The sequence below is a fragment of the Pseudomonas fakonensis genome (assembly GCF_019139895.1).
Taxonomy (GTDB): domain Bacteria; phylum Pseudomonadota; class Gammaproteobacteria; order Pseudomonadales; family Pseudomonadaceae; genus Aquipseudomonas; species Aquipseudomonas fakonensis.
The window spans coordinates 3,108,734-3,134,559 of sequence record NZ_CP077076.1; the positions used below are offsets into that span (position 1 = coordinate 3,108,734).

Annotated in this window: 18 protein-coding genes; 13 read left to right on the top strand and 5 right to left on the bottom strand. The window is 60.1% G+C overall.

The window, feature by feature from the left end:
- Positions 1–42: 42 nt before the first annotated feature.
- The 3 genes from KSS94_RS13790 (at position 43) to KSS94_RS13800 (ending at position 1,825) form a co-directional block, all read left to right on the top strand.
- On the top strand, positions 43–252 hold the full coding sequence (locus KSS94_RS13790) for a con-10 family general stress protein (protein ID WP_217838666.1): 210 nt from the start codon (positions 43–45) through the stop codon (positions 250–252).
- 69 nt (positions 253–321) lie between these two features.
- Positions 322–1,506, top strand: coding sequence for a zinc-dependent alcohol dehydrogenase (locus KSS94_RS13795; RefSeq protein ID WP_217838667.1), 1,185 nt, complete (start codon positions 322–324; stop codon positions 1,504–1,506).
- A gap of 76 nt (positions 1,507–1,582) precedes the next feature.
- Positions 1,583–1,825 carry a DUF6555 family protein gene (locus tag KSS94_RS13800; RefSeq protein ID WP_217838668.1) on the top strand — a complete coding sequence of 81 codons (243 nt, stop codon included), beginning with the start codon at positions 1,583–1,585 and terminating at the stop codon, positions 1,823–1,825.
- Between the two features lie 318 nt (positions 1,826–2,143).
- Here the strand turns inward: KSS94_RS13800 and KSS94_RS13805 are convergent, their stop codons facing one another.
- Positions 2,144–2,758 carry a LuxR C-terminal-related transcriptional regulator gene (locus KSS94_RS13805; RefSeq protein WP_217838669.1) on the bottom strand — a complete coding sequence of 205 codons (615 nt, stop codon included), beginning with the start codon at positions 2,756–2,758 and terminating at the stop codon, positions 2,144–2,146.
- A 106-nt stretch (positions 2,759–2,864) separates the two neighbouring features.
- On the opposite strand from KSS94_RS13805, the gene KSS94_RS13810 reads away from it, so the two are divergent.
- Both KSS94_RS13810 and KSS94_RS13815 read left to right on the top strand, forming a co-directional pair.
- Positions 2,865–4,478 (top strand): hybrid sensor histidine kinase/response regulator, encoded by a 1,614-nt coding sequence (locus KSS94_RS13810; RefSeq protein ID WP_217838670.1) that lies wholly within the window; start codon positions 2,865–2,867, stop codon positions 4,476–4,478.
- 308 nt (positions 4,479–4,786) lie between these two features.
- Entirely contained in the window at positions 4,787–5,785 is a 999-nt protein-coding gene (locus KSS94_RS13815) for an RHS repeat-associated core domain-containing protein (protein ID WP_217838671.1), read from the top strand.
- Between the two features lie 412 nt (positions 5,786–6,197).
- Here the strand turns inward: KSS94_RS13815 and KSS94_RS13820 are convergent, their stop codons facing one another.
- Entirely contained in the window at positions 6,198–6,509 is a 312-nt protein-coding gene (locus KSS94_RS13820; RefSeq protein WP_217838672.1) for a hypothetical protein, read from the bottom strand.
- Between the two features lie 238 nt (positions 6,510–6,747).
- Between KSS94_RS13820 and KSS94_RS13825 the strand changes: the two genes are divergently transcribed.
- Both KSS94_RS13825 and KSS94_RS13830 read left to right on the top strand, forming a co-directional pair.
- Positions 6,748–7,950 (top strand): DUF3142 domain-containing protein, encoded by a 1,203-nt coding sequence (locus KSS94_RS13825; protein WP_217838673.1) that lies wholly within the window; start codon positions 6,748–6,750, stop codon positions 7,948–7,950.
- Positions 7,937–10,063: a hypothetical protein gene (locus tag KSS94_RS13830; RefSeq protein WP_217838674.1), complete on the top strand. Its 2,127-nt coding sequence runs from the start codon at positions 7,937–7,939 to the stop codon at positions 10,061–10,063. Before KSS94_RS13825 ends, KSS94_RS13830 begins: the two co-directional genes overlap by 14 nt.
- Positions 10,064–10,243: 180 nt before the next feature.
- Here the strand turns inward: KSS94_RS13830 and KSS94_RS13835 are convergent, their stop codons facing one another.
- Positions 10,244–11,062 carry an HDOD domain-containing protein gene (locus KSS94_RS13835; RefSeq protein WP_217838675.1) on the bottom strand — a complete coding sequence of 273 codons (819 nt, stop codon included), beginning with the start codon at positions 11,060–11,062 and terminating at the stop codon, positions 10,244–10,246.
- Positions 11,063–11,092: 30 nt separating this feature from the next.
- A complete protein-coding gene (locus tag KSS94_RS13840; protein ID WP_217838676.1) occupies positions 11,093–11,401 on the bottom strand; it encodes a LysR substrate-binding domain-containing protein in 309 nt (102 codons plus the stop codon).
- On the opposite strand from KSS94_RS13840, the gene KSS94_RS13845 reads away from it, so the two are divergent.
- The 6 genes from KSS94_RS13845 (at position 11,400) to KSS94_RS13870 (ending at position 19,807) form a co-directional block, all read left to right on the top strand.
- A complete protein-coding gene (locus KSS94_RS13845; RefSeq protein WP_217838677.1) occupies positions 11,400–11,981 on the top strand; it encodes a serine hydrolase in 582 nt (193 codons plus the stop codon). The genes KSS94_RS13840 and KSS94_RS13845 overlap by 2 nt on opposite strands.
- A 735-nt stretch (positions 11,982–12,716) precedes the next feature.
- Positions 12,717–13,718, top strand: a complete 1,002-nt coding sequence (locus KSS94_RS13850; protein ID WP_225935784.1) for an amidohydrolase family protein — start codon at positions 12,717–12,719, stop codon at positions 13,716–13,718.
- Positions 13,715–14,275: a non-canonical purine NTP pyrophosphatase gene (locus tag KSS94_RS13855; protein WP_217838678.1), complete on the top strand. Its 561-nt coding sequence runs from the start codon at positions 13,715–13,717 to the stop codon at positions 14,273–14,275. Before KSS94_RS13850 ends, KSS94_RS13855 begins: the two co-directional genes overlap by 4 nt.
- Positions 14,272–15,066: an SIR2 family protein gene (locus KSS94_RS13860; RefSeq protein ID WP_078480966.1), complete on the top strand. Its 795-nt coding sequence runs from the start codon at positions 14,272–14,274 to the stop codon at positions 15,064–15,066. Before KSS94_RS13855 ends, KSS94_RS13860 begins: the two co-directional genes overlap by 4 nt.
- Positions 15,067–15,310: 244 nt before the next feature.
- On the top strand, positions 15,311–15,922 hold the full coding sequence (locus KSS94_RS13865; RefSeq protein WP_078480965.1) for a hypothetical protein: 612 nt from the start codon (positions 15,311–15,313) through the stop codon (positions 15,920–15,922).
- 117 nt (positions 15,923–16,039) lie between these two features.
- A complete protein-coding gene (locus KSS94_RS13870) occupies positions 16,040–19,807 on the top strand; it encodes a hypothetical protein (protein ID WP_217838679.1) in 3,768 nt (1,255 codons plus the stop codon).
- 500 nt (positions 19,808–20,307) lie between these two features.
- On the opposite strand, the gene KSS94_RS13875 is transcribed toward KSS94_RS13870, so the two are convergent.
- Positions 20,308–25,815, bottom strand: a complete 5,508-nt coding sequence (locus tag KSS94_RS13875) for a DEAD/DEAH box helicase (protein ID WP_225935785.1) — start codon at positions 25,813–25,815, stop codon at positions 20,308–20,310.
- Positions 25,816–25,826: the final 11 nt, after the last annotated feature.

The following is a 25,826-nucleotide window of genomic DNA, read 5'->3' on the forward strand; positions in this document are numbered from 1 at the left end:
GTTTTTCCGTGACGCCAAACCAATGCGTAAAGGAGAACCAACATGGCACGTGACCAGGAACAGCCCAGCCGCCGCGGTGGCACCAAGGAAACCAACCCGGGCAACTTCGCCAACGACCGCGAAAAGGCTTCACGCGCCGGCCACAAGGGCGGGCAGAACTCCGGGGGCAACTTTGCCAATGACCGCGCACGGGCCTCTGAGGCCGGGCGCAAGGGCGGCCAGAACAGCCACGGTGGCGGCCGTAACGCTTGAGCGCCCGGCATGGGATCGGGGCCGGCGTGCCCCGGTTCGTTCAATCCCCCGGCCAAGGAGGCGCTAGCCATGCGCGCACTGACCTATCACGGCTCTGGTGACGTTCGGGTCGACAATGTGCCCGAACCGCAACTGCAGGAGCGCGACGACATTCTGCTACGGGTGACCGCCACCGCTATTTGCGGCTCGGACCTGCACCTGTATCGCGGCAAGATCCCCATGGTCGAGGCTGGCGACATTCTTGGCCATGAATTCATGGGTATCGTTGAAGAAGCCGGGCCCGACGTCACGGCGGTACGCCCGGGTGACCGGGTGGTAATCCCGTTCGTGATTGCCTGCGGCAACTGCTTCTTCTGCCAGCACGAACTGTTCGCCGCCTGCGAGACCACCAACACCGGGCGCGGCGCCTTGCTGAACAAGAAGAGCATCCCGCCGGGGGCGGCGCTGTTCGGCTACAGCCACCTGTATGGCGGTGTGCCGGGTGGGCAGGCCGATTACGTGCGGGTGCCCAAGGGTAATACCGGGCCGTTCAAGGTGCCGGGGCAGTTGCCCGACGACAAGCTGCTGTTTCTGTCCGACATATTGCCCACGGCCTGGCAGGCGGTGCGCAATGCCGAAATCGGCCAGGGCTCGTCGCTGGCTATTTTCGGCGCCGGCCCGGTTGGGCTGCTAAGTGCGGCGTGCGCGCGGATGCTGGGCGCCGAGCAGATCTTCATGGTCGATGAGTGCGGCTATCGGCTGGACTACGCCCATGGCGCCTATGGCGTGATTCCGATCGACTTCAGCCATGACAATGACCCGGCCGACAGTATCATCCGCCAGACCGCCGGCATGCGCGGGGTGGATGCTGCCATCGATGCGGTGGGTTTCGAGGCCAAGGGCAGCGCCACCGAGATGGTGCTGACCGCGCTCAAGCTCGAAGGTAGCAGTGGCAAGGCGCTGCGCCAGTGCCTGGCGGCCGTGCGCCGAGGCGGGGTGGTCAGCGTGCCGGGGGTGTATGCCGGGTTCATTCACGGCTTCTTGTTTGGTGATGCCTTCGACAAGGGGCTGACCTTCCGCATGGGGCAGACCCACGTGCACCGTTACCTGCCGGAGCTGCTGGAGCATATCGAGGCCGGGCGACTGAACCCGGAGGCCATCGTCACTCACCGCATGGCGCTGGACGATGCAGTGCGGGGTTATGAAATGTTCGATGAAATGCAGGAGCGCTGCCGCAAGGTGATCCTGGTGCCGGGCGCTGCAGCCCAATACTGAGGCCCATGGCCATCAGGTGTTTCTTTCACGTTGTAGGCCAATGCGCTGAATGGTCGCGAAAAATCAGGGAGAACGGATGCCAAACCCACAGTTGTACATCATCGACTACCAGCTGCACGGCCAGCCGCGCAGCTTCATCATTCGCCTGGAACAGCTGGACAGCGCCGAGGCCTGGCACTGGGCCAGTTGCGATGCGGGGATTGGCATCATCCCGAAGTTCGGGCGCGAGAAGATCCGCAAGGTCAGCCGGCCGATGGCCGAGCGCTATGGCATTACCGAGGTGCGCTGGCGCGAGTCGGGGGCCAGGGCGGCAGGCTGAACAATGCCCCCTGTAGGAGCTGGCTTGCCAGCGATGGGGCCTGGCCTGAAATTGCATCTGGCCTGCTCGGGCCCCATCGCCGGCAAGCCGGCTCCTACAGGTGCCGCACTGGCCTGAAGCTTATGCCATCCCTGTGGGAAGCGGCCTTGTGTCGCGATCGGGCGCGAAGCGGCCGCAGCTCTTCCACTGGGAATGCCTGGCTAACCGCTTCGATACCGGCGGCCGCTGCGCGCCCGATCGCGACACAAGGCCGCTTCCCACATAGATCGCATAACATTCCGGCCTGCGCTGTACCTGTAAGAGCCGGGTTGGGGGCTCTCAATGCCCTGAATATTTCACCGCCGCTGCGGTGCGTGTAGGGACGTTGAGGGTCTTGAGCAGCGACGACACATGAATGCGCACGGTGAACGGCGAAATATCCAGCGCCCGGGCGATCTCCTTGTTGGTCTTGCCCTGGGCGATCAGGCGCAGCACGTCCTGCTGGCGCAGGGTGAGCTGGCCCACCTCGTTGCCCTCATCAGCCTGGGGCAGCAAGCCCGAAGGCGCATACCTGACCACCACTTCACCTTCGCGAATGGCCAGAATGGCCGCGCCCAGCTCTTCGGGGCAGACGCTCTTGCCGATAAAACCGTCGGCGCCGGCGGCCATGACCGCGTCGATGACCGCCGGGTCGTCGACCATCGACACCACGATCAGCGTGGTGCGGCGCAACTGGCGGCGCAGCTCGGCCAGGCGCTCGATACTGGTGAGACCGGGGAAGCGCAGGTCGAGGATCAGCGTGTCGGGCGTGGCGCCCTCGACGGCCAGGCGCAACACCTGAGCCAGGTCGCCGGCCTGCAGCAGCTCGGCGCCCGGCAACAGCCTGCGCACGGTACTGACCATGGCTTCGCGAAACAGCGGATGATCGTCCGCCACGATGATGCGGCACGTCACGGTGTGACCTCCTTGTCGTACGAGCCATGCTAACTTAGCAGTCAACATTCGACTTTTCCTCGGCCAATTGCCGAAGATGCCGACTGACGCACAAGGAATGTGGCACATGAAGTTCGAGAAGAACAACGAGCTGGACCAGGCCAACCTGCGCATCATCGTCGCCTCGTGCGCCATCCTGTATGTGGCGGCGCTGGGCTTTCTGCCGGGGCGTTCGCCCATGACTTACCTGCCGGTGCTGCTCTATTACGCGGCTTTTGTGGTGATAGCCATCGGCATGCGCCAGGCTATTTCGCGCTGGCCTGGGCATTACCCGTGGCGCCGGGTGCTGGGAATGGTGCACGACTACACCGGCACCAGTTTCGGCCTGGTGGTGGGCGGTGAGGCGGCGTTGCCGCTGTATGCGGTGATGGTGTGGATCAACCTGGGCAACGGCATGCGCTTTGGCTCGCGCTACCTGGCGGTAGCAACGGCCCTGGCGCTGGTGGCCCTGCTGGTGGTGTGGCGGTTGACGCCTTACTGGCAGCAGCAGCCGTTTTTGCTGTTGATGCTGCTGACCACCAGCACGCTGATCCCGTTCTACGCCCACCTGCTGTTGCGCCGCACGCGCAAGGCCACCGAGCAGGCCGAGGCGGCCACCCGCGAAAAATCACGCTTTCTGGCCCAGGCCAGCCATGACCTGCGCCAACCCATCCACTCCATCGGCCTGTTCACCGCCTGCCTGCGCGAGGCGCGGCTGGGGAATGAAGAGCGGCGCTTGGTGGACAGCATCGACCGTTCGCTGCTGAACGTGTCGCAGCTGTTTCGCTCGATTCTCGACCTGTACACCCTGGACAACGGCCGGGTGCAGCCAGCGTTCGAAACCTTTGCCGTGGATGGCTTTTTGCGCGAGCTGCTGCGCCAGAACGGCGAGGCTGCGCGCTGGGCCGGGGTGGAGATGCGCCTGGCGCCCAGCCGCAACTGGACCCGCGCCGACCCCGGCATGCTGGCGACCATGGTGCAGAACGTGCTGTCCAACAGTTTCAAGTACGCAGCCGGCAGGCCGCTGCTGATTGGTGTGCGCCGGCGTGGCGAGGGGCTGGCCATCGTGGTCAGCGACCAGGGCCGCGGCATTGCCACGGAGCACCAGGGCAAGGTGTTCGAAGAGTTTTACCGGGTGCGCCAAATGCGTGACAAGGATGTGGAGGGGGTGGGCCTGGGGTTGGCCATCGTCAAACGCCTGGGCGGCTTGATGGGTTTGGATGTGGGGCTGCGCTCGCGCCCCGGCCACGGTACCAGCGTCAGCATCGAGGGCCTGCCCAGGGTGGCGGCCCAGCTTGCGCCGCAAAGGCAGGAGGCGGTACCGCAGATCGGCCTGCTCAGCGGCTTGCGGGTGTGCCTGGTGGAGGATGACCAGAACGTGCTGCAGGCTACCAGCGCGCTGCTGCGCCGGTGGGGCTGCGAGGTGCAGGCCGAGAGCTCACCCCAGGGGCTGGCCAGTGACTGCGAGGTGATCGTCGCCGACTACGACCTGGGGCCGCAGGCCACCGGCATCGATTGCATCGACCAGTTGCGCGCCCAGCGCGGGCAGGTGGTGCCGGCGCTGATCATGACCGGCCATGATATCGACCGCTTGCAGGCGGCATTGCAGGAGCGCGGCATTGCCGTACTGGCCAAGCCGGTGCGCCCGGCCGAGCTGCGCGCGGCGTTGCGCGAGTTGCGCGAGCAGCTGGAGCTGACTTGATTCGCACCGAAAGTGTCGCACGTGCCCTGTAGGAGCCGGCGTTGCCGGCGATCACCGGCAACGCCGGTGCCAGGCTACAGAACGATGTGGCCTGGGCGGGCCCTATCGCCGGCAGCCGGCTCCTACAGCCAGCCTGCGGTAGGTCTGAGCGCCAATGCTGGTGCTTACAGAGGAGTGGAAATGCGGCGATGGCCATTGCTTCATCATCTTCGCAGCGCTCGAGAAGGTATGAAAACCTGAGCACCTGTCAATATTGCTAGTTGCTCGGTCGTGGAGGCTATCTCAAAATAAAAAATGGAGGGCCCAATATGAAGACTTTATTTTTTCACAAAAGAAGTAAAGTTAATACCATTTACGCAGGCAAGCTGGCCCGATCAATTTTTCACGATGGCAAGCAATGCCTTGCAGTGGTTGACGATTCACAGGGAAGTAGTGTGTTGGCAGTTGACAGCCAAGGCAGTGTCGTATGTTTGGGAGGTTTGGCGGCGGGCACCGAAGCTGTACGCACGTATTCCGCTTATGGCGCGAGTAAACTTGATACGACAGACCCGCACCCAGTAGCGTTCACTGGCGAATTGTTTGATCATTTCTTGTCCGGCTATTACCTGGGTCGCGGGTATCGCATTTATAGCCCCGCGTTGAGACGTTTTTTTTCGCCAGACGTCCTGAGCCCTTTCGGGCGTGGCGGGCGGAACAGTTACGGTTATTGCTCGGGCGATCCGGTCAACTTTACTGACCCCAGCGGAGGGCTTCGTGAGCGTGCTATGTTCAACTGGGGGAGGGCGCGCACAGCGATTCTCCGCCATGTCCGTGATCAGAAAATTGAGCAAAACAACGCTAGCTTGAATCTAGGTGCACTCGCACGTCAAAATCTTAATAGACAAGGCAGGCTGCCGTTTGCTTCGCGCTCGAAACCTCTCAGGGAGCTATACCCCGAAATAGCCTCGACAGCGATGAATCGAGGGCATTATCATATAATCAATACAGAAAAGTACAATCAGAGTCAGATGCTCGACTATTTTAAATCCTACCCTGACGCCTCTTCGTTATTAAGCGAAATGTCCGCTTTAAGAACGTATATCTATATGCATAATGTGATCACGAAGTCAACATCGCTGCTCGGCTCTTTTACGGGTGCCGGCATGTTACCTCATCACAGGAGTATGGCTATGAGTACGTTGGCCAAATACCCGTCTGCGCATGTCGACCCCGTTGCAGCCCGCCAGGCATACGCGGACTTATCCTTGCGCATGGAGCCATGGACAACTGAAGACATAATGAAACACATGAGGCATCACCATGATTGAAGAGCCCAGCAGGTGCTTGGAATGCAACTGACGTTGGTGGTTGCAGTGGTTGCAGTGGTTGCCTGTAGGGGTGCCAACTGAGGAAGAAAGCATGAGGGGAGGGCGCACAAGCCGCGCATCTTCTGTAGGAGAATACCCAGCCCTGCGGGCTGCGCTGTCGCCTAGGGAACACAGCGTGGGAGCGGGCTTGCCCCGCGATAGGGGTGTCAGCCTCAGCATCGCTATCGCGGAGCAAGCCCCCTCTCACGGGAACCTTATAAATCAAAGGTTTAGATTTTGTTCCATGAGCGCCGGCCTGCCGGCGATCACCGGCAACGCCGGTGCCAGACCACCGATCGATGTGGCCTGGGCGGGCCCTATCGCCGGCAAGCCGGCTCCTACAGTCAGCCTGCGATAGGCCCGAGCGGCCGCGTCACTGCAGAATCAGCGCCTGCCCTTCCTTCAGGCACGATGGGGTAGGGTCGTACAGCCCCATGCCCGCCACCGCAACGATGCCCCCACTGGGCATCTGGCAGTTGTACTCGCCCTTGGCAGTGGTGGCGGTGAAGTAGGTGAGGGTGCTGTCGTTGCGCACGTTGGAGACCTTGCTCACCGGCACGCCCAGGGCGATCTCGGAACGTTGCTTGAGGGTGTCTACCGAGGGGTTGACGGTTTGGCAGCCAGCCATGGCAGCGAGCAGGGCCAGCACGGCCACGGGCTTGAACAAAGGGGACACGGGTTTCATCGGAAGGCTTCCTTGACGTTGTTCTGGGTGCACCGCCGCAGCCAAGCAGCGAACCCTGACCAGGAAACGCCGGATGCAGCGAAGGGGCTGACCGACTATAGCGCCGGGGCTGGAGGCAGGGAGTAGGGCAGGTGTGCTAGATGGCACAGTGCCTGCAGCGCAGGCCAGTGTTCGCACGGCCTGCACTGGGGTAACATCGCGCCTCGCCACGGCGCCGGTGCGCCAGACAAAGGATTGTATGCCCGCCACTTCTTCTCTTCGCCGCCTGGGTTGCGCCATGGCCCTGGTGCTGCTTGCCGGCTGCCAACCAGAGCCTGGTACGCCCCTCGACCAGCAGCTCTACATATGGCAGCGGCAGTGGCGCCCGGCCCACGAACAGGCCCTGGCGGACAGCCGGGCAAGCTTTTCGACCCTGCGCGTGCTGGCGCTGCAAGCCCAGCCCAAAGCCGGGTGGAGCAGGGCGCTGGTGGACCTTGCGCAGCTCAAGGCCGATGGCCGCCCGGTGGTCGCGGTGGTGCGCCTGGATGGCCAACTGCCGGGGCTGGACTTGCAGCTGGCGCAGCAACAGATCAGCGCAATGCTGGCGCACTGGCAGGCAGCCGGGGTGAACCCGGCCGGGCTCGAAATCGACCATGACAGCGCCACTGCCCGCCTGCCGGGCTATACCGACTTCCTATTGCAATTGCGCAAGCAGTTGCCGCACGGGCTGAAGCTCAGCATCACGGCCTTGCCTGCCTGGCTCGGCAGCCCGCAACTGCCGGCGCTGTTACAGGCGGTGGACAGCAGCGTGTTGCAGGTACACGCCGTGAGCGACCCGCGCCAGGGGCTGTTCGACCCGGCCAAGGCCAGGCAGTGGGCCGAACGCTGGGGCCGTATCAGTGAAAAACCCTTCTACCTTGCCTTGCCGGCCTATGGCGTAGCGCTGCTGCCGGATACCGGCGGCGCACCGGTCGTGGAGAGCGAAACCCCGCTGAACCTGGCCGGCGAGCGGCGCGAATTGCTGGCCGACCCGCAGCAACTGGCCGAGCTGGGCCGGCAACTGCGCGATGAGCCGCCGACGCACCTGGCCGGGCTTATCTGGTTTCGCCTGCCGTTGCCGGGCGATCGCCGTGCCTGGAGCCTGACCACCCTGGGCGCGGTGGCACGGGGCGAGACGCTCGCCGGGCAATGGCAGGTGCGCTACACGCAACAAGGCGGCCTGTACGACATCAGCCTGGTCAACCTCGGCAACCTCGACCAGCCGTTGCCAGCGCGGGTGGCCCTGAACAACGCGACCTGCGAAGCCGCCGACGGGGTCAATGGCTACCGGCTGCAACAAACACCGAAGCAACTCGTCTTCAACCGCCAGGCCAGCGTGCGTGTTGCCGCTGGCGGCCAGCGCACCCTGGGTTGGGCGCGCTGCATGGAAATCACTCAAGGAGCATGGAATGTCTACCCGTAACTGGCCCCGCCAGCTGTTGTGCCTGTCCCTCGGCATGCCGTTCGGCACCGCGGTGGCCTGCGGCCCGGACTTCCCGATGCAACTGCTGGATAACCGCGCGCAGAGCCTGGCCGAGCTGCCGGAGGGCAACTTTGCCTTCGAGGTGAACCGCCTTGGCCAGCAGGTCGCCGGCCTCAAGCCCACCACCGAGATCACCCTGACGCCGTACTGGGACAGCGACGACAATGGCCGGCCGTATCGCCGGCAGCGCGCCGAGGCCGAGGCCAACGAGCTGCCGGAAGGCCTGCGCGCGAAAGTCGCCGAGCTGCGTGCGCTGCACGACCCGCAGCAGGTCGAGCTGCAAGGCGCCGAACTGCCGGCCGAGCTGCGCCTGTACCTGGCGGGCGCCGTGGCCTTTGATGCCGGCGACAACGCCCAGGCGGCTGACTACTTCCGCCAGGTGCTGGCCTTGCCGGCCGAGCAGCGCAAGTTGCGCAGCACCTGGGCTGCGTATTCGCTGGGGCGCGCGCTGGCTGCGCAAAGCGGCGCGGCCAGCGAAGACCCGCAACAGCCCCCCGAAGCCTTGCAAACCCAAGCACGCCAAGCCTTCGAACAGGCCCAGCAACTGAGCGCTGAAGGTTTCAGCGACCCGCTGGAGCTTGGCGTCGCCAGCCTGGGCGAGCAGGCGCGCCTGGCCAAGCTGGCCGGCGACTGGGATGCAGCGGTACAGCTGTACGCCAACCAAAGCCGCCTGGGCTCGGGCAGTGGCTACAGCTCGCTGCGCCAACTGGCCGGTGAACTGAAGGCGATGCCGAACGAGCAATTGCAGGCGCAACTGCGCCAACCGCTGACGCAGAAGCTGCTGATTGCCTACCTGCTCAGCGGCATCGACGGCTTTGGCAGCAAGCAACTGAACCGCCTGTTGCAGGCCAGTGCCGGCCAGCACCTGGAAAACGCCGACCGCCTGGCCGCCCTGGCGTACCAGCAAGGTGACTACGACAGCGCCAAGGGCTACCTGCAACAGGCCGGCGACACCGGCCTTGCCTGGTGGCTGCGGGCCAAGCTGGCGGTGCGCGACGGCGACAAGGCCCAGGCCGCCGAAGCCTATGCCAAGGCCGCCAAGGGGTTCCCCAAGGATGAGCAATGGGGCGCGCGGGAAACCCCGGACTGGGATTACGAAGCCGTGCGCCCCGGTTGCCGGGTGAACGGTGAAGGCGCCATCCTGGCACTGGACCGCGGCGACTATGTGCAGGCGCTCGACCTGCTGTACCGCAGCGAGGACATCTACTGGCCCGACGCTGCGACAGTAGCCGAGCGGGTGTTGAGCCTCGACGAACTCAAGGGCTATGTCGACGCCAACGTGCCGCAGCCTGCACCGGTAAAGGAAGAGGAGGGCGGCTACACCCCGCGCTCGGTGGCGACCAAGCTGCGCGAACTGCTCGGCCGGCGCCTGCTGCGTGAAGGGCGTTACGACCAGGCCGCCGCGTACTTCGATACGCCTCAGCTCAAGGCCGACGCGCAGGCCTACGGTGAACAACGCAAGCAGGCCACTTCACGTTGGACCGCCACCGGCCGCGCCGAGGCGCTGTATGGCGCGGCAACTTTGGCGCGCCACTCGGGTATGGAGATTCTCGGCTACGAGATGGCACCGGACTACGCCTGGCTGGAAGGTAGCTTCAGCCTCGGCAATGAGGCCGTGCAGGCCAAGCCGTTCCTGGAGGCCGGCGAGCTGCTGCGTCAGCAGGGCAGTGAAGCGGTGCCCAATGAGCGATACCACTACCGCTATGTGGCCGCCGACCTGGCCAACCAGGCCGCCGACCAATTGCCCCACAGCAGCCAGGCCTTTGCCGCCGTGCTGTGCCAAGGGGCAGGTTGGGTAGCGGGGACCGACCAGGAGTCGGCGCTGTACCGACGCTATGTGGAACAGGGGCCTTTCGTACAATGGGCTGAGGATTTTGGCCGGCAGTGCGAGGAGCCCGCGTTTGACCAGGCCAACAAGCGTTACCTGACCGAGCCGCTGGATGCAGCGCGCACCGCGTTGCGCCCGTACAAGGCTCAAGTGTTGCCGGGGGCTGCGCTGGTGGTGGCTGCAATCGGTTGGCTGTGGGTGCGCCGGCGCAGGAACAAGGCCTGAGGGGAGGGTGCTGCAGTGCTGATTTTAAGGGCCTAATTATTCATATAATTTATAACTCAACTAAATGATTATTTAGTTGAGTTATATTTAATGTGCCCCTTGTAGGAGCCGGCTTGCCGGCGATAGGGCCGTTAGCCCAACCTCATGGCCGGCAAACCCGCCTTAACAGGGCAGTGTGGGTCAGGCCAAAAAATCCGCGAACGACTTATCCTGCTCCAGCACCTGGGGCAGCTTGTCGAACAGCGCCGTCAAATCGACACCCTCGAACAACGGGCCACCCAGGCTGTCACGCGCTTCAAGCGTCGGCCCGCCATGTTGCTCAAGCGCATCCAGCACCTCCATGGCCTGCGCCACAACCCGAGCGTAGGGCTGGTCACCCGGCGCCTGGTGCGGTTGGGCTTGGTAGCGAATGGCCGACAGAATGGTCTTCGGCAGGTTCCAGCGCTTGGCCAGCTCTGCACCGACCTCCGGGTAACCAAAGCCCAGTTGCTGGGTTTCGCTGGCCGCACGGCTGGTGGTGCCGCTGGCGCCCTTGATGCGCGCGGCGTACTCCGGCGCGCCGGTTTGAATCAGCAGCTCGCCGATGTCGTGCATGACCCCGCACGTGAACGCCACCTCAGCATCCAGCCCGGCCTGGCGGGCCAGCAGGCGGCTGATGCTGGCAACCTGGAAGCTGCGGCTCCAGAACACCTTCAGGTTGAACCCCGGCGCCGACTTGAACGCACCGGTCACTGCCGAGGCCAGCACCAGGGTGCGCAGCACATTGATGCCCAGGCGCATGGCCGCGTCCTCGATGCTGGCCGACTCGCGCGCACCCTTGAAGCGCGCCGAGTTGGCCAGGCGCAGCACCTTGGCGGCGATCACCGGGTCACGCTCGATGTTGCGGGCGACTTTCTCGAGGCTTTCGTGGGGGTTATCGAACTGCTGCACCAGCTCCAGGGCGACCTGGGGGATGCTGGGAAGGCTGTGCAATTGCGCGAACAACGTATCGATATCCATGGCAAGGCGCTCTTCGTCCGGTGGAGATACTTACGATAGGCAATTTTTCGCGGCTTGCACGTCTGCGGCGGCATCTGGGTAACTGCTGCGCAGCTGGCTTGCCAGCCAGTCCATGAACCACTGCGCATCAGCCGACGGCGGCTGCGGCGGGGTGAGTACCTGGTAGCTCTCCAGCGCTACCGACTGGGGCACGCAGCGCACCAGGCTGCCGTCCTGCAGCTCACGGCCCACCAGCACCTCGGTGGCCAGCGCGATACCCTGGCCGCGCTGGGCCAGGGTCAGCACCACGTCGTTGCTGATGTGCGAGGTGTCGGCGCGCACTCGTACGCGCAAGGACATGCTGACCTGGGACCAGGCGACCAGGGTGGTGGGTTTTCGTAATACGTATCGTATGTACCATGGTGATGTATTCAGCAATCACGGCGAAAAGCCGTATCCATTGACCAATGCCAGCCAGAAGCTCAACGACGTTTCGTACAGGCTTGACGGCAAACCGTACAAACTGGCCGGTTACCTGAAGAACCAGAGCGTAACCGGCCTGTTGTTACTCAAGGACGGCAAGATTGCCTACGAATACTACGACCAGGGCAGCGTACAGTGGGACGAGAACTACGCCTCGAAAGACTCTGACTTTTCACGCATGACCCAGTGCGAAGCCAGGCCGAATCCGTACGACTGTGTGTTGCAGTTGGTGCGCTCGGTCAAGCGCAAGCCTGGTGTCAAACCCGGGGAAGTCTGGTCATACAACACCGGCGGCGCCTGGCTGGTCGGCCGGGTGCTCGAAAACGCCACCGGCATGACCATCGCCAAGTACCTGGAGAGCCGCATCCTGGGCGCTGGGGATCTTTGGGCAGACCATTGCGATCAACCAGGCCGAGCATTTGGTCGTGGTGCAGTGGTCGACGTGGAAGAATGCTGAGACGCCGAGTTCGCTGTATGACGAACAGGCGGTGTTTGTGAGTGCGGTTAGCCAGTCGCTGGAGCGGTAAAAAGGCCTGGGGCGTGGCTTCGGTTCTGAGGGGAACCGGGGCCATGGTGCAATGCGAGCCTGCGCATAATGTATATTATGTTAAATTAAGACATCTACCTAAGCGCGCTTTTGTGGCTGGTACTCGCAGCGCTCAGAACTAAACATGCGAAAAGCTAAAAACTGAAAATGCAAAATCAGACGCGCCGGATATTTGGAAATTTTTAGTTCGTGTCAGCGTGTTGCGTCTGGCTTGCGTATGGGAATTGCGGGCGCCGCCATGCTGAGCTGCCAGCGACACTGGACTGTTTATTGTGTATCGTAAGCACGCTTGCTCCGAGACTTGTTGGCGATAAGCCTCCCCTTGGAGACATTTGATAGCCCGCCTACCATGGCGGGCTTCATTTTTTAGGCCAGAGTTGGCACGAGATTCTTCAATGGATTTCGGTGGTTCAACGCTTAAGGCGGCACAATTCTGTCTGGCCCCATTCGAAACGCCAAGCAGCGTTAACCCTCTCCTCGCCCCCGTTGGCGCTCAGCCCCGCGGCGTCCAGGCAAGCGGGAGCGTTTCAAGACAGCGCTGAGCACTCTTTCAGCGCATCTCGCCCTATGCTGGTGTGCTGATGGGGTCTGGATTTAACATGCGGTCAGTTGCCTATCGACCAATCCTCTCAGGAAACGCCACGCGTGAACCATCGTTCCTCTAGCTCACTCTTGGCGGTTGAGCGCGACAGTGACCGCGGCGAGTTGCATGTCCACATGAATGGCGCGATTCCAGCTGCCACACTCCTAGAGGTCCTGAGCGACGAAGGCACCGAGCTGCCGTCCGGCTTTTTGCTAGAGCGCGACCTGCTGCGCACGTCTCCTTGCACCTCCCTGGCGTCGTACCTGCGACCTTGGCAGATACTGCGCCTGCTGCCGAAAAAGCGTGACAATCTCGATCGCATTTGCCAAGCCATTGTTGCCAGCTTGACCGGGAACGGCGTGCGTTTTGTTGAGTTGCGCAGCAGTCTCCTGTACCTGGCGACTCTTCAAGGCTGCTCACCAGCCGATGCCTTGGCACGGCTCATTGAGTCCACCCGCATTGCTGCTGACCGACACCGCATAAGGAGAGGACTAATCCTCACGGTAACCCGAGGTGACTACGCTGCGGTAGCACTGGCCACCTTGCTTCAGGCCTACCAAGATGTAGGTGAGCCTGCCGACATAGTGGGGCTTGATCTTGCAGGCGATGAGAATATTCCCTACCCCGAAGAACTACCCATGATGTTTCGAGAGGCCAAGCACCGTTTTGGGCTGGGTGTCACCATTCATGCTGGGGAAACTGGACGGGGCGAGAACGTGAGAGTCGCCGTTGAATCATTCGCCGCCGACCGCATTGGTCATGGCACGGCGGCGAGCCAATCCCCGGCTTTACTGGACTTGCTGGCGGAGCGTGACATCTGTGTCGAAGTCTGCCCGATCAGCAATCGGCTGACAGGTGCCGTCTCTGCCGACCAGGCTCACCCGCTGATGGAGTTTAGCCGAAGAGGCGTGCCTTTTGTCATTTGCTCAGACAATCCGGCCATTCATCAACGTGGTCTGGCTGATGATCATGCGGCTGCGATTACTGAGGGACTTACTGTGGAGCAACTGATCCAGCAGTTCGATATTGCCAAACGCTACTCCTTCATAGAGGACCTGAGTTGAAGATACGATTCCTGTCGGGTAATGAGTTCAAGATTGCCGAAGTGCAACGCATCCTCGCACCGGTTGGCGTCGACGTCGTCCCTGTGGCGAGGAAGATTGAGGAATTGCAAACCGAAGATGTCGAGCGCTTGGTGAAGGACAAGCTGATCAAGGCGTTCCAGGTAATTGGCCGTCCCCTGTTTGTCGAACATACCGGCCTTTATCTGAAGGGCCTGAACGGTCTGCCGGCTGGACTGACCCAGATCTTCTGGGATCGGCTGGAAGCCGATCGTTTCGCCGCTCTGGTGGAGGGACTAGGTGAGGCCGCCGTCACCGCCAAGACTGTATTGGGCTACTGTGACGGGCGCGAAACCCACCTGTTCGAAGGCGCTATCGATGGCACAGTTCCGCGGATACCAGCAGGTCCTCGGGGCTTTCAATGGGACTGCGTGTTCGTGCCGGAGGGTTACACCGATACCTTCGCAGAAATGGGACCGGCCAAAGACGCAATTTCCATGCGCCGCAAAGCCCTGGATCAGTTCGCTGCCCATTTGAAAAACGCGAGAATCCCACGATGACTGCCGAACTGTTGCATGCCTATCGGACCAACAAATTGTTGCTTTTCGTCGGGGCTGGTGTGTCCGCGAATCTCAATCTACCCACGTGGGACGAGCTGATCGCCCATATTGCGAGGGACCTGGGCTACGACCCCAAAGTCTTTGCCACCTACGGAACTCCGTTAGCCCTAGCGGAGTACTACAAGCGCAAAAAAGGCAGTCTTGGGCCACTGCGCAGCTGGATGGATCGCGAATGGCACAAATCCACCACCGATGTCACCCAGTCTGAGATCCATCGACTGATCGCCCAAGGCCAATTCCCGCGCATCTACACCACCAACTATGACCGCTGGTTGGAAATGGCTCATATCGCCTTCGATGTGCCCCACGATAAAATTGCCAGCGTGGCAGACCTTGCCACCACTTCGGACGGGCGCCGGCAGATCATCAAGTTCCATGGCGATTTCGACGACGATACCTCAATCGTGCTCGGGGAAACCAGCTACTTCCAGCGCCTAAACTACGACTCCCCGCTGGATCTCAAGCTCAGTCATGACGTGCTCGGTAATTCAGTGTTGTTCATTGGCTACAGTCTCAGCGACTTCAATATTCGCCTTCTGTTTTATCGCATGACCCAGTTGTGGAACAGCTCAGCTCTGGCATCTGCCAGGCCCAAATCTTATTTCTTCACCAATCGTCCCAACCCGGTTGCCGAGGAACTGCTGGGACATTGGGGCATCGAGATGATCACGTCAGAAGAAGACGATTCAAAAAAAGCGCTCACCGACTTTCTTGAGCAATTGATCAGCTAGGTTGGCGGGAAGCGCAGGGATCCAGAAACGGTACCGCGCGCCCTCGCCTACCGGCGCCCTCGCGGCTTCACTCCCTGCGCTTCGGAGCGTCTGTAACGGTCGAATAGCGGCGCAGGTCGACTCCAGTCTTTCGAACATACACGGCTAAAAGCTATCATTACTCGCTGCATGAGGCGCGCCTGGTATCAAACTCGCGCCTGATGCAGGTCAGCCAGCCAATCGACCTACTGTTAAGGATAACCAGATGCGCACCACCATCATGACGCAGATGCAGGCCTGGGCCCGTCAGTTCGAACGTCAATCCGACCCTGAGTCAGACCTGGGCGATGAAGACTTTTTCCTCGATTACAAGCTGCTGGGCGTAGCGTCGTTCGTCAAACATGTAGCTTTTGAGCACGATGACCTGGAGCTTTTAGCGTTGGCCTCCAAGGTGGAAATGCAAGTCGAGCGGGTGCTCGCGCTGCAGAATGAAGCCGAGCATGAGCGCATGTTTGCTCAAGATCAATCCTACGCCCAGCATGAACGCGTTCGGGAAGCATGCATCCACTACTTCTACACCGAACCTGCCTTCACAGTGGACATGTCTAAATACCGCTCGATGATCGAGGTGGCCGGAACGTTCTCCGATCCTCAGAAGCTGACCGGTTTGATGAACTATATCGACGCTGATCGGGTGTTGAGCAAAATTTATGACCGGGTCAAAAGTCGCCTGCGCCGCTCTACGCTTGACGCCGGCGCGTCGCCATCATTCGAAGACGTAAGCCGGGCTTACAACCTCGAACTGGCCGAGATTTACCGATTGGCCGACCTTCACGTCTCGCGCGTGCTGCAGCAATACGCAGTGGCGGCTGTCTAGTCGACATCTTCTGGCTCATCACGGCGCACTCAGGCCCCTCCCGCCGCGAACGCGCCGTCCACTACGTTGCTACGAGTTACCACGGCGAAGATGCGAAACTACTCGGACAATTGGCGGTTGCTCGCCACTCTGGTGGCGGAAGTCACTGCGACGCATCAGAGCGCGGTTGCGCGTGACTACAATGAGCATACAAGTGCGCAAATGCTCGGCCACTTCCTCGCCCATGCCACGCTCACGACCCCGAATCTCGGTCGCGACAGTGTCAAAGCGTTGTTGGCAGGCGAGCAAGCTTGGCCCATGCAAGACGGGACCTACCGTTGGGTCCGCGTGGACGTATCGATTGATCAGTTGGAAGAGTTGGGGTTGATCGCGTTTTACGGTGATTGGTGTTCCGTCCATTGCGATTGGATCAAAGATGCACAGGCGCTCGACCTCACGCTGCAGCCCATGCTCGAAGTGCTGCGGATCCTACGTGACATCCGCACTGGCAATGCCGGCTTTGCGCAACCGCAGTACAGCCTGCCATTCGATCAAGCCTTGCAATTACTGACGCCCTCTTTTGGAGAGCGAACTGCCACTGCATGGCTCAAAAATCTCGAACATCATGCAGATGGCTGTCGGTGGCCAGTCCGCGACAGTCGATTGCCAGTGGCAGCAAGTACTCAGCTATGGTTGCTGCTGCGTAGCCAGATGGAACCGCCACAAGCGTTCAAACGCTGGCTGGAATGCCAGTGCGTTGGCCGGGATTGGGTTCAGTCGATCGACGTTGCCTACCTGCCGGTGGATGAGCGGCAGGTGTTCATCGAGCAACTGACCGAGCACCTGGCAACGGATCGCGCACTCGCAGCACCGCTGGCCACCTTGCAGCGTCAAACGTGTAACGAAGACCGCCTCTCCCAGCTGCTTAGGCCGGTTCAGGAGCGTGTTGAGATCCATGTGGACGCCGAAGGCGTGCGCACTACCTCGCGTTGCGTAGTCCCGCAAGCCGCCACCACCTTCAGCTCCCTAGCCGCAGAGTACCCAGCGGCGTTCGCCTGCGATGCCTCGCCCCTGCAATTCGTAGCGGCGTGTGAGCGTCTCCGCCACGTCAGACGCGGGATGCCGCTTTTTCACCTGGGCCTCGTGCTCACGGTCATTGATGAAACGGTGCGGCTGGAGGGCGCGGCATTGATCACCACGGGCTTCGCGGAGCGTTTGCTGGAACTGGCGCGATCACGCCCAGTTCTCAAGTACCTCGCATGGGTGGCATTACCGCAGTTCAGCAGGAATAAGGCCTATCTGTTGCTGCTTCTATCCAAACCGGAGACGTGCGATGCGGCGCTGTATTTTCTGGCAAATCACTCGCACCACCAACGGCAGTCAATCGAGGGGGATGTTGCGCAAAGCCTAGACAGCGGCTATTACCAAATCCTCTGCAGCGAGTACCGACGCACCATCGCGCTGGAGGTCGAAGCCGGCGAACGCCTGCGCCTGATGGTTGAATATCTAGCCTGCAGATGCAATTGGTCCATCAGCGCCTTTGCCAGTCGAGCAGAATATCGACTCCTGATCACATTTCTCCAGGGCTTGAGTGAAAGCCAGATCGTGCAACTCAGTCACGCGTTCACCGGTTCGCTACACACCAGTGCAACTTGTGCGTCCCACAGAACCGCTGAACCGCAAAAGTACCTGATCGCTTTCTGGCTGCTAGAACGGTTGGAGCAGATGGCCCTGAGTATTGCCCTCACGTCGAGGACGGCGTTACGGTCGGCGATCCTGGAAGCATATGCCAGCGAGTTTTTGAACAGCATTGCAACGGCCAGCCGCACACTGGAACCCGAGGACTGCTATGTGCTTCTGCCTTGGGTGCGCACCACCGAAGAGGGGGGACTGACGCGCTGGCTCAGTCTTTCTCATGAACATCATTCCTGGCTCGCGCACCTGAGTTCTGCCGATGCCAATAGCTTTGCTGTAGGCCGGGCGATACGCCAGTACTTGCAGGTATTAATGACCATGCAACCACCCCAGCTCAGCGAGCAAGATCATCAGCGGGTCATGCACCGGGTGGCCAGCATCGTTATTGAGCTCGGCTTTGGTCAAGGCGAGGGAACGCTCTGGCTGTTCCACCCCGGACTGCAGAGCGAACGGGACCGCGTATGGGATCAGTTTAGCCGCTATGTCGGGCATTTTTCCGATGGGCTTTTTGCGGACTTCCAAGAACGCTGCCTACCTCAGGTCCCCCTGGATATGCTGTTCACCTTGGTGGAAAACTGCGCCCTGCTCCATCGTCAACAACAGTTGAAGCAGGCCATCGCACAACGCCACGGCGCGCGAACCGAAGAGATGGGCCTGACGGCACTCGAGGAAGCTTTTATCTCAGCGGTGAACTCAGGCGAGCTGGCACTGGGCGGCACCTTGATTCAGGCGGCGAAGAATTTCATCGGCGCCGAACGATTTGTCCAAACGCGCAATCCGTTGATCGTTCAAAGCCAAAAGGCTTGGGCTAATTACCAGTTCAAATGGCAGTTACTCATGTTGATGGAGCAATGGCGCCATGCGCCTGCTACCTATGCCGAGAAGGCTGCAGCGCTGGAAGTCCCACACGAACTAAGGGCCGTGTCTGACGCTGAGGCGGAGCGAAAACTGCACCAGGACTGCCAAAATTTCCGCCAATACATCATCGCAGCGGCGTATCGCGACAGCGATGTCGGTCGGTGCGCGCGAAGCATGGCGGAGCTCTTCAGCAGAACCCAAGACGCCACGCACGGTTTGCTCCTGTTGCAAAGCCGAATCGACATCTACCGTCAGGATAGCGATCGCGTAACACTGAATCAGGCCCTGCGCAGTTGCCTGGCCAGCATTGCCCATCTGCGTCCACCGGACATGAGTGCTGCCTGGGCGGCAACCGTACTGGAGGCCTACGCGCTGCTTGGCGATACACCTAAGCTTGATGCGTTCTGGACTCAGCTCTCAGAACACCAACACACACAGTTGGAAATTCTTCGGCCCTATTGCCGAGCACTCATTGGCCGTGGCGACGTACTGGTCGCGCAGCACCTAGCGACCCGCTACCGAGAACTGAACCCGCAGGCGCTTCAGTCAGGCAGCTTCGCCCAGCTCATGGATGAGTTGGCCAATGCAGCGCCACCCCAGGTTACGCTGAGTCAAATGATGCAATTGATGACCCACGACTCACGTAGGACCGTGACTCAGCTCGCGGGGGACTACCAGCAACTACTGGCGTTGGATTTCCAACAGTACGTCGAAGTGGTGGGCAATGGTCTCAGCACCGAGACGTTTCTGGCGCAATGCGTGCTTGAAGTTGCCGGCGAACTGCTCCTGCGCAAAAAGAATCTGCAGTGGCACGCGCCGCCCTCTTCCACACTAGTTAATCGTCGGATCACCCATGAAGACCTGATCAACGATTGGTTCACTTCGCTGTTTGACAAGCGCATGGCGGAAGCCCGCATTGGCATGAGAGATCAAAAGCGTGCGGGGGAGTCTGGGTCAGGAATGTCCCCTGGCGAAGCAGATGGGGTGATTACCGATGGCAAGAACCGACGACTGGCCATCGTGGAGGCGTTCCGCCTGTTCAGCCTTGATTTGACGGTCATCCGTGATCACCTGAACAAAGTTGCCCGTTATGATCAGGAGTGTCTGAGCCCGGTGTTCATCGTAGCCTACTGCGACGTGAGCGACTTTACAGCGTTGACTCGGGGTTATGCCGAGTTGGTAGGCAGGTTGGAGTATTTCGGCTTCCAACGATCTGTTGATGCCACGCCCAGCGTGGTGCCTCAGCCGAATAGCAATCTATGGGTGATGCGTGATTTTCGCACCAGAGGTGGTGCGTCCATCACGGTGTACCACCTGTTGCTGAACATGCGTAGCCCGGCACCGCACGACTGAATTCGCTTAGGTCATCAATAGGAAAGCCAGGCGGCTTTTAAGCGCCTGGCTTTCTTGCGATAAGCTCTAATACGATCTTCGCCTATGGAAGTGGCAACACGAGCATTGGCTTTCAGCCGTTTCTCTTCTGGTAGCTACGTTTGGGGTCGCCCCCCAACGCGGCGACGCATTCCTATAGCAAACAAGCGTTTACCCGAATGGCTGAACCAACCTCCACGTCCCAGGTAGCCCTGGGACGTGATTCAGAGCAAGTAAATCCGCCAATATCACCATGTTTTTGGCCGGTTGCGCCCTCGGTTCTACTTGACCCTCTCGCAGGCTTATCCCTGTGTTCTGTGATCGCTATCCCGAGCTCAGTTGCCAGTTTCTGATGGACGTACTACCAAGGAGAGTCTCTGCTCGCAGGGCGACGCCAGACTCGATTCCTTCGGCAGTCCCCCCCTCAAAGAGACCCGGTCAGATACGCAAGGGATCACTGACCGGGTAGCCAAGCTCCGAAACTAAGCTTTGAAAAGCCCTTGAATTTTCAACTGAGCGGTCACGAGATCCGAGCGTAGCAGGTAGTCGTTCAATCCAATCACCGCGTGAGCGCCTGCTATGCCGGCGGTGGGTTGCTGACGCTCTGCGCTATCGATAAGCCCTGGGTAGCAGCTCACTGCAACCGTTCTACCCTGCCGTTCGACTAGCAAAGGCGCAGATGCAGTCTGTCCCACCCTGCAGGAATATCCCGCTAACTCGAGGCTTGCTCGAAGCTGAGCCAGTTTTACCAACTGGTTGGTGGCCGATGAACACGCCGGAACCTCTCCTCTTACAGCGTAACGCAAGAGCATGGCGCCCAGTTGCCGATCTAGGCGGTGTTGGAGGTGTTGGTTGTGGAAGTGGTTAAGGCATTCTGTGCAGGAGGATTCGCAGGAGCAGTTTTCCAACAGTTCAAGAGTCGCGTCCAAAACCTCATCCATGTGCCGCGCTACAATCTCTGCATACCCTGCGCCCCCTGACAACATGTCGTACAAAAATACATCCAGAATACGGGCACCATCCTGCAACGCAGGCTCAATCCTAAAGCCAGAGCCAAATTCAGCAGGATCCAGATCCAGTTGCCGATGCCGACTGGCCGCTAGCCGTAAGGCCTCGGCTAGAGAATGCAAAGCATCTTCGAGAATATGCAACACAACCCCGTTGACCGTATCGGTCACGATAGGCTCCGCGACTTTGAGGCGTAATAGCAGGAGGTCTGTGTCGAAGTGATGGCCTAATAATACGCGTGCGAACTGGCCAGAGCACTTTTTTGGCGTTCCTTTTGGACCTAGTGGCTTGTAGGGTCGGTCATGTGGCCCCGAGTTCGCTTCTTGATCAAAGACCGAAGCATGGCCGCATTCCATACAGACTGAAAAGCCCCCTTCCCCTGTGCCTTCCTTACCTCGGTTGACGGTGACGAGCGTGCGGTCGATGGCATGGGTGAAGCTTGCATACGGGCCGCAGGCAGAAAAACTGAAAACTTCCGGATCGACAGGTTGCGGCAACTGAGCCATCGTCGCGTAGGTGATTTCCTGCTCACGGTCATTTTCCGGCAAATCATCAGCGCCCTCCGGCCCGAACACCTGTGGCACGATCATTTGCTCAGTCACCAACTGTTGGCCACAGACGGGACAGGTCATCGGCTCTTTAGCTGAACGATTGGGGTCGCGCACAAATGAGCACGCTTTACAGTGCGTATGCGGTTTTTTGTTCTCGAAGAGAGGCCCGGCGCGATTTACCACACCCGCTGGTAGATCTGCAAAGACACCGCCTGAGCGATAGGTCTTCTTGTCAATCACGATGAGGCGCCCAGGGGCGTACTCACTCAGCGCTTTGGTGATCGACTGTTGCGGGCGTTGCACCGTGCGAACTTCCCAACCATCGCGTGTGTTTTTGCTGAATTTTTCAACGAGAAAGCTGCAAAGGCTGGTCGGGAACGCGTAGCTTGGGAGCAATCCGTGAAAGAACAGGAACTCCAAAAGTTCCGCCTGTTCGACACTGGCTGGGAGATTTTCGCCATCCTCATTGTCTTGCTCGGCGAGAACCTCTTGCGTCATAGTCGCCTCAATGGTTGTACCCAGCTCCTTGAGCTCCACAAGCAAGGCCTTGCTGGTATTAGCCAGCCATTCCATCAACGAAAGCCCGCGGGTATCCAACCCCGGCGGTAGCCAAGCGACAATGGACTCGCGCAGATCGCCGTCAGGGACCAGCACCCGGCGTGCCACCCAAGCTTCGAAGCTCTTCAAAGTGGGGCCGGTTTGCTCGCTGCCGCAGAAGAAATCTTCAGTCGGTCCCAGTGCTTTGAGCAGTGACGCGTTTTTGTCGGTCGCCGCATCGGTGCATTGCGCCATGAATTCATGGAAAAAAGTCTGGATCAGGTACGCGTGAATATGTCGGCGGGCGATTTTCGCATTATCGATCTTGACCTCCGGTGTACGAGGCGGGCCGGCCACGATACGTTCCGGGTTCAAGAAGTAGTGGCTGTCATGCGGACCATTCTGTGAGTAGGTGACTACGGTTGAAACCGACGAACCACGGCGCCCTGCCCGCCCGGCGCGCTGTTGGTAGTTTTCCCGCTGCGGAGGAACGTTTCGCAGTGCTACGGCGACCAGCGAGCCGATGTCGACGCCTACCTCCATAGTTGTTGTACAACTGAGTACGTCAATCGGGCGATCTCGATCTTCAATCAGCACGTCCTGGAACCGCATCTCATAGAGCTCTGTAGTCGCATGTACTCGGCTACGGTCACGGTTCGACAATTGTGCGGTATGTTCTTCGACGCTCATGTTGGACAGCTCTGCGCCTGGCGCTAGGGCTCTGGCCACTGGAAGCCGCCAGAAGTTTTTACGCGCTGTAACATAGTCGCTGTTCTTCGGATCGAGGGATGACGCCGCGTCGCTGCCGCACGCCAGACAAACCTTGCCCGCCAAGGCGAAGGGCATCAGCGCAGTGCAGTCAGCGCATTGCGCCCAACAGTGGGCTAAGTCGACAACAACAGCTAAAGAGTCAGGCACCAGGAACCAGGCACCTTCGCATTCTTCCGCCAATTGATCTCTGAAGATCGCTTCAACCCGCTGCACAGTCTCACTTGACCAGCCGAAATGGGCAGCCAGGCTCTCCTTCAGAGGTTTTCCGAACTGACCGTTGCTGCCCCAAGCCGAGTTGGCATAACCAGCTGCTTTCCAGCGGTAGACCGGTTCAATGGATTTGTCGAAGGCATACTCCTGCAACATGGAGTCAATCCACCCTACCGCCAATTCACGGAGATTCCCATCGCTGATCACGACCCCGGCCGTCGACAAGTGCTGGATAAGCTTTCGCAATTTCTGGGCGGTTGGCTCTACGAAGCCAACCATGGTCCCCGTCAGTGAGTAATAGTTGCCACAAAGAAGTTTCAGAAGGGCAATCTGGTAGCGCGCCGGTAGCTCCTGTGGCGTAAAGCTTTCTCCAATGGCTTCGGCGAGGTCGGAATCATAATTGTCATCAAACAATTTGCGTGCATTCTCGACTCTTCTCGAATCTCCGCCATCGAATATCGGTAGGTCGTGGTCGGTCAACACGGAGAGGAAGGCTAGGTAGAGTAAGCCCGTGGGTTTGGCGGCCTTTCCTAAACCCTTGAGCTTGTGACAAGCCAATGCGACAGCCTGTCGAAACACGTCGAGTTCGATATCACGTGGGATATCACGTGCTAGCCGAGCGGCCTTTTGCCGACCATCTGAGAAAATCAGCACCTTGCGTCCGGCGTTCGGGTGCCGTTTATCTTTGGCTCGACTGGCGGGTTGTTTCGCCATTTGCGTCCGGACGAGCGCAGTGAACGGCGCCTCACCCTTGGTAAGATGATCCATGATTTTTGATGGCGCATCTTTGGCAGTTTTGATCTTACGGGTACAGACCGGGCAGTGATCGAAAGTCAGATTGCCAGCTTCTGCTGCCTTGTCCGGCACTCGGACCCTGCGGAACCCGGTTTCGTCGCTCGGTTGTTCAGTTAAGAGTTTGCCACTGGCCATATGTAGCCACTTCTCGATATGTCGACTGCGAGGATGGGTGGCGTCCTCGACGCATAACTCGATCGGCATCAGCGTTGCAACCGCGCCGTCGGACAACGGGCCGCTGGGCTGGTGCCAAACGAAGTCCTGATCCTCGTTTACGAAGCCACGTAGAAAAGCGGCTCCGCAGTCACGATGCGTGAGCAGTTCATACACGCGACCGTTGGCCTCGCAGCCACACTGGGTTGACGGTTTGGTATGCAGACGGCCCAAGATGGTGGGCCCGTCATGATGGCCTAAGCGCTGGGAGCAGGCAGGATTCACGCACGCGAACAAGCCTGGCAATCCGCGATGGAAGAGGTGCAGGCGTGTCGGCAGCAACACGCGGCCATCCGTGCTCCGCTGCGCGTAGCTACCCAGTGCCAAGAGCGCGTCGGTGGCTTTTTCCGCATCGACCGAGGGGTGTTCGCCAAACAGCTGATGACTCAGATCGTCTAGCCTAACCGCACGGCCCGATACTGCGGTGATCAAGTTCTCCAGCGGTTCAAACCCCGTGAGATGCTCGAACAACCAGTTGCGAAACGCAGCATGATCCCCGTGCGGCGGTTGGCTCCAGCCAAGCCGATGGGCGAACTGCGCTGCCGCTTCAGTCGCTGCGTGTAGGTCCTCGGCCGAGCGTTGAAAATCGGCCAGATTGAAATCGGCCAATGCCTCGAGCTGTGCCACTGGCGCTGCCTGTGCTACACAACGTTGCTCTGGAGTTCCCTGGATCACCCTGACGCGTCTCGGCGATGTGTCGGCCAGCCCCGTCAAATCCCGCGCAAAACGCTCGCCATCGACTGCGGCGGTCTCTGCGGGGCCCAGACTCGCACTGGTCATGATGCAGCGCATGCGTTCTCGGGGAATGTCGAGTCGCGCGCAGAGGCGCCGGATCAACAGAGCCACCTCGGCTCCACCGGCCCCCCTGTACATATGGGCCTCGTCCAGAACCAGGATAAACTCGTTGCGCGGGTCCGCTTTGAGCCAAGCCTTCGTCTGATCGAATATATCGCGCTCAATCGGTCGCATGAGCATGTATTCGAGCATGGAGTAGTTAGTGATCAACAGCTCGGGACAGCGCGCCTGCATTTCATGGCGCGTCATCATCTCGCGGTCAGTTGACTGAGTCTGAAGTCGGCCGTCCCAATGCTTTTTGGTGAAATTCTCGCCCTTCTTCTTGCCTGAGGAGTAGGTTTTGGTCTCAATGGCCGTGGCGCCATAAAACCCCTCCAGATCCTTGCTCGGCCAACGTCCGATCCTGACCAGTTCGTCTTTCACCGCAGGCTTCACGGCCACTTTGTTATAGAACTCTTCAAACAATGGCTCGATAAAGCGCTCGTCGCGCTTTTTGGAGCGCTCACCCGGGTATGGGGTGCGCCCGGTATAGCTACCGAAACGGATCGGCTGTGAACGGTTTTGCGTCAATATCGACGAAGCTTCAGTATTGCCAATGAGGCGACGGATCCGCGCCAATTGATCATTGACCAAGGCGTTCATGGGGTAGAGCAACAGGGCCCGGCAACCCGGCAACTGCGCTGACTGAGGCCGGTCCTGCCCCTCGATCGCCAATTGACCAATGATCGGCATAAGGAAACTTTCGGTTTTGCCGGAGCCGGTACCCGTTGCAACCACCAGGTCCGCAGTCTCGGCACCTAAAAACGCAGTAAGCGCTTGCGATTGGTGCTCGTAGGGACGCGGGTATAGCCCAAGTCCCATGTGCGACAACTGGGTGAGCGTATCGGAGGCAATCTTCGGAATGGCGAGTTGCGCGAACGGATCGCCTACTTTGTAGACTGCCGTCGCTTCCACATAGGGCGTCTGGACAATAGTTTCAGGGCGCAGCAGCAGAGCATGACGCTCTCGGACGAGCCCTTCATCACGAATATGGTATTGCGCTTCGATGTACTGTCGAAGGCTTTCGGCCAAACTTTTCGCTGTCTCGTGAACACCCGATGCTTCATTCATCGAAATTCCTC